The sequence below is a fragment of the Bombella favorum genome (assembly GCF_014048475.1).
Lineage (GTDB): Bacteria > Pseudomonadota > Alphaproteobacteria > Acetobacterales > Acetobacteraceae > Bombella > Bombella favorum.
Genome location: NZ_NWUS01000005.1, coordinates 39,338 through 47,152 on the forward strand (window position 1 = coordinate 39,338; position 7,815 = coordinate 47,152).

A 7,815-nucleotide genomic window follows, 5' to 3' on the forward strand; every position below is an offset into this window, starting at 1 on the left:
TCAGTCCTTGGCACGCTCAACGTAAGTGGCGTCTTCCGTGCGGACGACAATGCGCTCACCAGCTTCGATGAAGGGAGGAACCATCACCTTCACACCGTTGGACAGCACGGCAGGCTTGTAGGAGGAGCTGGCAGTCTGACCTTTGACGACTGGGTCGGCTTCAGCAATTTCCAGCGTGACCTGCGGTGGCAGGGTAACGGCAACGGGGTCGCCCTCAACCAGCTTGACACCGATTGTCATGTTGTCCTGAAGGAAGGGGAGCTGATCACCGAGGATGTCCTTCGGCAGCATGGTCTGTTCGAATGTTTCCGGGTCCATGAGGACGATGTTGTCGCCGTCCATATAGGAATAGATGTAGTCATTATCTTCGGTCAGGAGACGTTCGACAGTATCAGCTGTACGCCACCGCTCGTTGCTTTTGTTGCCGCTGGCGAGGTCACGCATCTCCACCTGGATGAAGGCACCGCCCTTACCGGGGGTCAGAATCTGCTGTTTAAGAACGGTCCAGCGGCGACCGTTATGTTCGATGACCTGCCCGGCCCGGATGAGGTTGGCTTGCTGTTTCATGTCAGCTCCTGATGTACGTGCAAAAGATCGGTGTTGCCCAAGGCTCCCTGCCTTACAGGCGGGAGCGATGGCGCTCTGGGAGACTTCTAGCCGTGTCGGCGGGGGGTGTGCAAGCTCCCTGTTACGCGCTCTAGGTAAAAGGATAATGCTGTCCATCCGTTCCTCGTGCTTGCGAGGGGGGGGAGGCACTGTCAGATGATGAGTGGATGAGATAATCCGGCCCGAGGGGTACTTTGCCCTTTCCACCGGGGATATCCACGACATAGGTCGGCCAGATCAGACCGGAGACCCGGCCCCGTAGGCTCTCCAGCAAGGCACGGCCTTCTTCCACCGGGACGTGAAAATGCGCTGTGCCGGGGGCAGAATCGAGGTGGTGGAGGTAATAGGGCTTGATGCGAGCAGCGATCAGCGCACGCAGGAGGGCTTCCAGCGATTCAGTTGTGTCATTCACGCCCCGAAGCAAGACGGATTGGGAGAGGACAGGAATCCCCCGGCAGAGCATTTGCCGGACAGCCAGACGGGCTTCTTCGGTTAGTTCCCGGGCATGGTTGATATGAGCGACCATCCAGAGGGCACGGTCAGTCTCCAAAGCATCCAGAAGGTCCGTTGTCAGGCGTTCCGGTGCGGCGACGGGGACACGGCTATGGATGCGGATAATCTCAATATGGGCGATGGCCGACAGACGTTGGATGATGTGTTTCATCCGGCGAGGGGAGAGCATCAGCGGGTCCCCGCCGGTCAGGATGATTTCCCGTATCTGTGGATGTGTCTCAATCCAGTGGAAGGCGGCTTCTAATGCCTCTTCCCCCAACAGGCCACCATCCGGGCCGACATGTTCCCTGCGGAAGCAGAAGCGGCAGTACAGCGGGCAGATAAGCAGCGGTTTGAGCAGGGCTCTGTCCTCGTAGCGATGCACGATGCCGGGCACAGGGGAGAGGGCTTCATCGCCGATAGGGTCTTCATTTTCGTGTGGCATGGTCTGCAATTCCCGTGCATCGGGAATGACCTGCCGCCCGATTGGGTCATCCGGGCGGGTGATGAGCCGTTGGAAAGCCGGGGGGATGGCGGTGGCATAGCGATCCGCCACAGCCTCCAACGCAGGAACTTGTTCCGGCGTGATGAGGTCTGCCTCAAGAAGCGCTTGTGTCGTGCGGAGTGCTTTGTGTGGTGTGGAGGGTGAGGCAGGGTCTTGCATGAGGCTGCTCTAGCGAAAGGAGACGGCTTTCCGCAAGAAGACTCTACTATGGCGCTTGCGTGAAGGCCTGCTTTATAGGGGAGGGATGATGATTGGGCATGAAAGTTAAAAAGTGGAGGGGGTGGTGATGGGACGTTTCAGCACGATGCAGACAACAGCCCGGATACGGGACCGTTTGCCATTTCTGCGGCGACGTGCCCGGATGGTGCAAGCCGTGCGCGCTTTCTTCGAGGGGCGGGGCTATCTGGAGGTCGAGACGCCCTATGCCGTGCCCGTGCCGGGTGAGGAAGTGCATTTGCGCTGTTTCCGTACCGTTTTGGACCATCCGGACGGTACATCAGAGGTGCGCCACCTCCATACTAGCCCAGAATTCGCTATGAAACGTCTCGTAGCCGCAACGGGGCAGCCTTTGTTTCAGCTAGCCCGTGTCTGGCGCAATGGGGAGCGGAGTGCGACCCACATGCCGGAATTCACCATGCTGGAATGGTACCGCCCCGGTGCGGCCCTCTCGTCTCTTATGGATGAGACGGAACATTTGTTGCGCTCTCTTTTGCCGCCTAGCCTGCTTTATGGCGAGGATGATCTGGATCTGTCTCGACCTTTTGAACGTATGACGATGCAGGAGGCCTTTGCTCGTTATGTCGGGGTGGACCTGCTATCTAGTGCCGGGGATGCGGCCCGTCTTGCTTGTGAGGCTGGTGTTTCGCTCCGGGAGGGGGAGGATTGGGAAGACCTTTTCTTCCGTTTACTGCTGGAGAAGGTTGAGCCGTATATCGGGCGGGAGCGTCCTACTTTTCTGACACATTGGCCAGCCGAACAGGCAGCCTTGGCAAAGCGTGACCCAGCTGACCCACGGGTGGCTCTGCGTTTTGAGCTTTATGCCGCTGGGCTGGAACTGGCCAATGCGTTTGAGGAGCTGACAGACCCGCAAGAGCAGCGTCAGCGTTTTGAAGCGGACCGGGTCCGGCGGATGCAGATTACGCCGGAACAGGATTGGCCAGTGGATGAGGCCTTTCTTGAGGCTCTACCCGACATGCCTCCGACATCTGGTATTGCTTTGGGTTTTGATAGGCTTGTGATGCTGGCAACGGGAGCCCCTCGTCTTGAGGAGATTCTTTGGCTAAGCTGACAGAAATGGTTCTGTAACCAGAGTGCATGGTCGATAAATTATCGATGAGTGAAGGGGTGGGGGTATGAAACGCTCTGCATATGGACAGGGGGTATGGCTGGCTCTTGGGGTCGTTCTGTTGTTGGGAGGGTGTACAGCACCGGCTCTTCAGCGGCCGAAGGTGCTGAATTCCATGGTTGGACAGTCGACTGTAGAGGTCTTGCGCCGTTTTGGGGTGCCTACCCGTACCTACGTTGCTCAAGGGCATAATTTTCTGTCCTATATCGAGACGGAAACGCAGTTTTCCCCGGGGTATTCCGGTTGGGATTGGGGCTGGGGCGGCGGTTATGGCTATGGGTATGGGGGAGGCTGGGGTGGCATCAGTATTCCTCCCAGCTATTACAGCTCTACCTGTCAGACGACATTTGAAGCGGTGGAAGATAAGGTTGTGGGATGGAAGCTGTATGGAGGGGGGTGTTGAGTTTGATGCGTAGGTTGCGATGTGGGCAGGTGCTGCCTGTAAAGCTGGGGCTAGCCTGTATGGCTCTTTCTGCTCTGGCTGGCTGCGGCGGCGGAACGTCGAACCGGCAGGACCCTCTTTCTGTGCGTGGTTCTTCTTATGCAGCACCTTTGCCCGAGGCGAAGAGTATTCAAGAGGCGTATAAGCCGGCCTCTTCCGATGAGCCGCCTAATCCGCAGGTCAAGTACCATGTGCCGCCCGCATTTTCCTTTGAAGATAGGCCATTGAGTGACAATCTTTCTGGCTCTATTGAGATGGCCGATTTTGAGGCTGCCGTCATACGAGCTGGGTACTGGCCCCTGCTGGAGGGAGAGAAAAATTATACTGTGCTGGCTGTTCCCAATGGTCCTTTTGAGGCCTTCAAGCATGAGGTTAAACCGGACCTTATGAGGCCTACAGGGCGTAGCTATTTGAGGGGTTTTATTGGCCAGATGATTCTTGTTGGGCATTGGGATATGCCTACGATCCAGCGTAAGGCAGCAAAAAAGGGTGGCAGCGTACAGGTGCCGACACTTGCTGGGCCGGGGCATGACGTGATTCTAAAGCCTACAGTCTTCGGCAGTGTGGAAGTCATCGGCAAGGATGGCACAGTGACGCTGACCGGAGGAGGGTACCCGCAGGCCAATGGTGTTCTGTATATGGCAGACTCCATTCTCCCCTATCAGTAAGGGGAGATTCGCCTGAGTTAGGAGAGGGCTGCGCTTACAGCTGCGAAACGAGCTAGGCCATCTTCTGCCGGGTCCAGCGTGATGGCGAGAAAGTCGGCCCCAGCCTGTGCGGCGGCACGGGCCTCTTCTGCGGTGCAGACATGTTCAGCCACGGCGGGGAGCTCTGCAAACACGCTCCATTGTGTCAGGGCGGATAGATTGACAGCAGGGAGGCTGACGTAATCGGCACCCTGCTCCCCAGCAGACATAGCATCATCCAACGTCAGGCATGTGCAGCCGATTTGAAAAGAGCCAGGTCTGTCCTTGCGGTTAGCAAAGGTTTTGACATCCTGTAGCCTGGCAAGATGAATCCCATCACTGTCTTTCAGGGAAACACCCTGTATCAGATTGAGGCTGGCAGGTGCCAGGATCAGGGCTACATTCCGTTCCCATGCCATCTGCCGTACGGTTTCAAGCTGCTTGCGTTCTAGTGGCTTGTCAAAACAGAGCCGCAAGGCAGTGACAGAGTCGTCGGCTAGCAGAGAAGGAAGCTGCTCCTGCACTGCTGTCAGCGCAGTGAGGGAAGGAATGACAGGGTAGAGGTCACAGTGATTCATAGGAATCAGATGTGGCAGATTGTTTGTGTATTGACCAGCCTTTCATCTTTCAGGGGAGCATCAGCGTTGGGATGCTCGTATCAGATGGGCGTTGCGAGAAAAGGCGTCCTCTCATGTCGTCTGGTAGACCAGCCCGGAAGTCCCTGCACACGACTCCCTCAATACCTTTATGCAGGGCCTCGATAGCGAGTGAGGCACTGGCCCCACAATCCAGAATGGAGGGTGCCTTGGACTCCCCGATGAGGTGGAGCCACCACTCTATGCCTAGACTGGCCCCGGCATGGAGAGGGGAGAGGATGGTGAAGGGGTGTCCAGCAAAATGTTGATGCACTTTCAGGAGGGTTGTGCGGGTAGAAATGGTGATAAAGGGACGGGGGAAGGATGGAAAGATGCTTGACGCACTGTGAGGATCGGTCATTCTGGCTCCATCTGGGACGATGGCTATAGGTTCATGGGGGATGCAGGTGGCCTGCTTCTACCGTGGCAGGGGCGTATCATAGGCTACGAGGTGAGGGATGTCAGTGCAGGAGAAAAAGCAGGTGAGCGCCATGCAGAAAAATCCGGACCTTGAGCGGCTGGAAATCGCTCTTGTTCAGCTTGGTTTTGCTCTGGAGCAGCAGGAGATTCAGTGCGAGGCTGAACGTACAGAGCAGAAAAAAATGAAACAGGCTCTGCTTGCCAGAATTGATGCTCTTGAAGCCCGACTGCGGGGAATTCTGGATATGGATGCAGAGACGGCCGGGTTGGCAGCATCCTCTGAAGCAGAAGAGGAAAGATAAGGTATATGGCGCAGGTAACGCTTTCAGTTGGTGGTCTTAGCTATACGGTTGGCTGTCAGGACGGTGAAGAAGAGTATTTGAAGGACCTCGCTGCTTCCATCTCTCGGCGTCTTGAGGAAGTACGTAGGACATTGGGGCCGCGGGGCGATGGCGAAGCTATGTTTCTAGTCGCTTTGCTCACGACTGATGACCTTTATGAGGCCCGTAAAAAGCAGATGACGGACGAAGAGCGGGCAGCTGTGGCGCGCAGCAGTCAGATTGAGGCCTCTTACAAACAGACAGCGGGGCGTTTGGCAGATGCGGCGGATATAGCAACCAGTTTGCTCCGCCGGGTGGAGGAAGGTCTCAAGCCGTCGGCCGGGACAGCTACCGCCAATGAGGTGGCAGTTAGCGAATAAGATACTCACGATTTCCCACATACCGGCCCTGCCTATGGCCGTGATCCATAGAAAGCACCGTTCCGGTGCTTGTCTAGTACCGGGTAGGAGTGCAATATGAGGGCCGAAGCTGCCTGGTGCGTCAGGCACGATCAACCTCTGGGCCGATAAGCACTTCCAAGGGAACTGGCTCTGTCGTGGCTGTGGTCACGTTATTACCGGTGCCCACCTGCCCTAGCAGGTCCGGGAGGGCTGATGAGACCAACGGCTAAGGCGGCTTCACCAGTTCATGGATTTTATGGCTCAGCTTCCTCTTCCATCCGTTTGCGATAAAAAAATGATTCGTCAGGAAATTCTGGCGTCCCGTCGGCCCGTTCTGCCACGGCAGAATCGGCAGCTTATCGCTAACCTCCTGATCAGCCTTCATCACATAAAGCCGACCGTGATTGCGGCTACATGGCCTTTGCCGGGGGAAGCAGACCTTCGCCCGCTTTGTGAACAGCTGGTGCGTGCGGGTTATTGTGTCGTTTTACCGCAGACACCTCCTAAAGGAGAGCCTCTCATCTTCCGGGAATGGCGATGTGACCGCCCAATGCGAAAGGGGCGGTTTGGGACATGGCACCCCACAGGGGGACGGAAGGAACCTGATGTTATTCTGGTACCTTTCGTAGCGTTTGATAGGCAGGGGGGGCGGCTTGGCTATGGTGGCGGTTATTATGACCGAACCTTGCCTCTTTACCCGCAGGCCACACTCATAGGGTACGGTCTGTCCTCACAGGAGAGAGAGGCCCTGCCTATGGATGAGTATGATCATCGACTACCCGTCATTGTGACGGAACGTGAGATTATTCAGATCAGAAAGAATGAAGGATAGACATTGAGACTGTTATTTCTGGGAGACATCGTTGGCCGGTCAGGGCGTGAGGCTGTTCTAGAGGGCCTAAAAGGCTGGCGAGAAGAGCTATCGCTGGACATGGTCGTTGCGAATGCGGAGAACGCCTCCCACGGTTTTGGTCTGTCCCCCCAGATCGCCCGTGACCTGCTGGATGGTGGTGTGGATGCTATAACGCTGGGCAACCATGCGTGGGACCGGAAAGACCTTATCGGACAGCTCGATCAGCTTCCTGCTGTTGTCCGCCCTGCCAATTATCCTGAGGGAACACCGGGGCAGGGGAGTTGTGTTGTTACCCTGCCTTGTGGGCGGAAGGTGCTAGTTATCAATGTGATGGGCCGTGTCTTCATGGATGCCCTGGATGACCCATTCCGAGCCGTGGAGCAGATTCTTTCCAAGCATCGTCTTGGGGGAACCGTTCATGCTGCTGTGTTGGATGTCCATGCAGAAACCACCAGCGAAAAAATGGGCTTTGGACATCTTTACGATGGGCGGGTCTCTCTCGTGGTTGGTACTCATACGCATGTGCCAACAGCTGATCATCGTATTCTGAGAGGTGGAACAGCCTATCAGACAGATGCGGGTATGTGTGGTGACTATGATAGCGTGATCGGTATGGAAAAAGAGAACGCCATTCGCAAAATGCTTAAGAAGGTGCCGACAGAACGCTTCCAGCCTGCCGGAGGAAAGGCCACTGTTTCTGGCTTGATGGTGGAAACGGATGATACAACGGGGTTGGCTATTCGAGTTTGCCCGTTCCGTCAGGGAGGGGACCTGCTGCCTTCCATGCCGAATTTTTGAGGGCAGGAGAACCTTTATGGATGAAAGGGCCGGGTTTGAATGACCCGGCCCTTTCTATTTCGGGGGAGGGGAGGAGAGACGGGAAGGAAAAACGGGGCTTTTTAGGTTTTTTTAACGTTTTTTGAAGTTTTTTTGATTTTTCTTCTTTTTTGGGGTTGTGCGGGTAGGGGGTTCTGCGTATAAGCCCATTCACCGGCGGCGCTGGAGCGGAAGTTTCGGGGCTGACGGGGTGGTCATTGAAAAGAGAATATGGGTTATAAAGTAAAGACTGGAAGGGATATGTTGGCGGCGTTTTCGTTAGCGAAGGCTGAT

The 7,815-nt window shown here is 56.0% G+C and carries 11 protein-coding genes and 1 other RNA gene; 8 read left to right on the forward strand and 4 right to left on the reverse strand.

Annotated features, from left to right (window positions below; all coding sequences use genetic code 11):
- Together efp and CPA57_RS08815 are read right to left on the reverse strand one after the other, a co-directional pair.
- Nucleotides 1–567, reverse strand: a complete 567-nt coding sequence (gene efp, locus CPA57_RS08810; protein WP_077397251.1) for an elongation factor P — start codon at nt 565–567, stop codon at nt 1–3.
- A gap of 130 nt (nt 568–697) precedes the next feature.
- Nucleotides 698–1,762, reverse strand: a complete 1,065-nt coding sequence (locus CPA57_RS08815) for a lysine-2,3-aminomutase-like protein (protein ID WP_182082435.1) — start codon at nt 1,760–1,762, stop codon at nt 698–700.
- Nucleotides 1,763–1,889: 127 nt separating this feature from the next.
- On the opposite strand from CPA57_RS08815, the gene epmA reads away from it, so the two are divergent.
- The 3 genes from epmA (at nt 1,890) to CPA57_RS08830 (ending at nt 4,058) form a co-directional block, all read left to right on the forward strand.
- Nucleotides 1,890–2,891 carry an EF-P lysine aminoacylase EpmA gene (gene epmA, locus CPA57_RS08820; RefSeq protein ID WP_182082436.1) on the forward strand — a complete coding sequence of 334 codons (1,002 nt, stop codon included), beginning with the start codon at nt 1,890–1,892 and terminating at the stop codon, nt 2,889–2,891.
- Between the two features lie 64 nt (nt 2,892–2,955).
- On the forward strand, nt 2,956–3,351 hold the full coding sequence (locus tag CPA57_RS08825) for a hypothetical protein (protein WP_182082437.1): 396 nt from the start codon (nt 2,956–2,958) through the stop codon (nt 3,349–3,351).
- Nucleotides 3,348–4,058, forward strand: coding sequence for a hypothetical protein (locus CPA57_RS08830; protein ID WP_182082438.1), 711 nt, complete (start codon nt 3,348–3,350; stop codon nt 4,056–4,058). Before CPA57_RS08825 ends, CPA57_RS08830 begins: the two co-directional genes overlap by 4 nt.
- A 17-nt stretch (nt 4,059–4,075) precedes the next feature.
- Here CPA57_RS08830 and CPA57_RS08835 read toward each other — a convergent pair whose 3' ends face one another.
- Both CPA57_RS08835 and CPA57_RS08840 read right to left on the reverse strand, forming a co-directional pair.
- Nucleotides 4,076–4,654: a beta/alpha barrel domain-containing protein gene (locus tag CPA57_RS08835; protein WP_182082439.1), complete on the reverse strand. Its 579-nt coding sequence runs from the start codon at nt 4,652–4,654 to the stop codon at nt 4,076–4,078.
- A gap of 49 nt (nt 4,655–4,703) precedes the next feature.
- Nucleotides 4,704–5,072, reverse strand: coding sequence for a hypothetical protein (locus tag CPA57_RS08840; RefSeq protein ID WP_182082440.1), 369 nt, complete (start codon nt 5,070–5,072; stop codon nt 4,704–4,706).
- 121 nt (nt 5,073–5,193) lie between these two features.
- Between CPA57_RS08840 and CPA57_RS08845 the strand changes: the two genes are divergently transcribed.
- The 5 genes from CPA57_RS08845 to CPA57_RS08865 all read left to right on the forward strand — a co-directional run bounded on the left by CPA57_RS08845 (nt 5,194) and on the right by CPA57_RS08865 (nt 7,503).
- Nucleotides 5,194–5,433, forward strand: coding sequence for a hypothetical protein (locus CPA57_RS08845; protein WP_182082441.1), 240 nt, complete (start codon nt 5,194–5,196; stop codon nt 5,431–5,433).
- Nucleotides 5,434–5,438: 5 nt separating this feature from the next.
- Nucleotides 5,439–5,831 (forward strand): cell division protein ZapA, encoded by a 393-nt coding sequence (locus CPA57_RS08850; RefSeq protein ID WP_182082442.1) that lies wholly within the window; start codon nt 5,439–5,441, stop codon nt 5,829–5,831.
- A gap of 103 nt (nt 5,832–5,934) precedes the next feature.
- Nucleotides 5,935–6,094: non-coding RNA, 6S RNA (ssrS, locus tag CPA57_RS08855), on the forward strand.
- 5 nt (nt 6,095–6,099) lie between these two features.
- Nucleotides 6,100–6,684 carry a 5-formyltetrahydrofolate cyclo-ligase gene (locus tag CPA57_RS08860; protein ID WP_229709372.1) on the forward strand — a complete coding sequence of 195 codons (585 nt, stop codon included), beginning with the start codon at nt 6,100–6,102 and terminating at the stop codon, nt 6,682–6,684.
- 3 nt (nt 6,685–6,687) lie between these two features.
- A complete protein-coding gene (locus tag CPA57_RS08865) occupies nt 6,688–7,503 on the forward strand; it encodes a TIGR00282 family metallophosphoesterase (protein WP_182082443.1) in 816 nt (271 codons plus the stop codon).
- Nucleotides 7,504–7,815 lie beyond the last annotated feature (312 nt).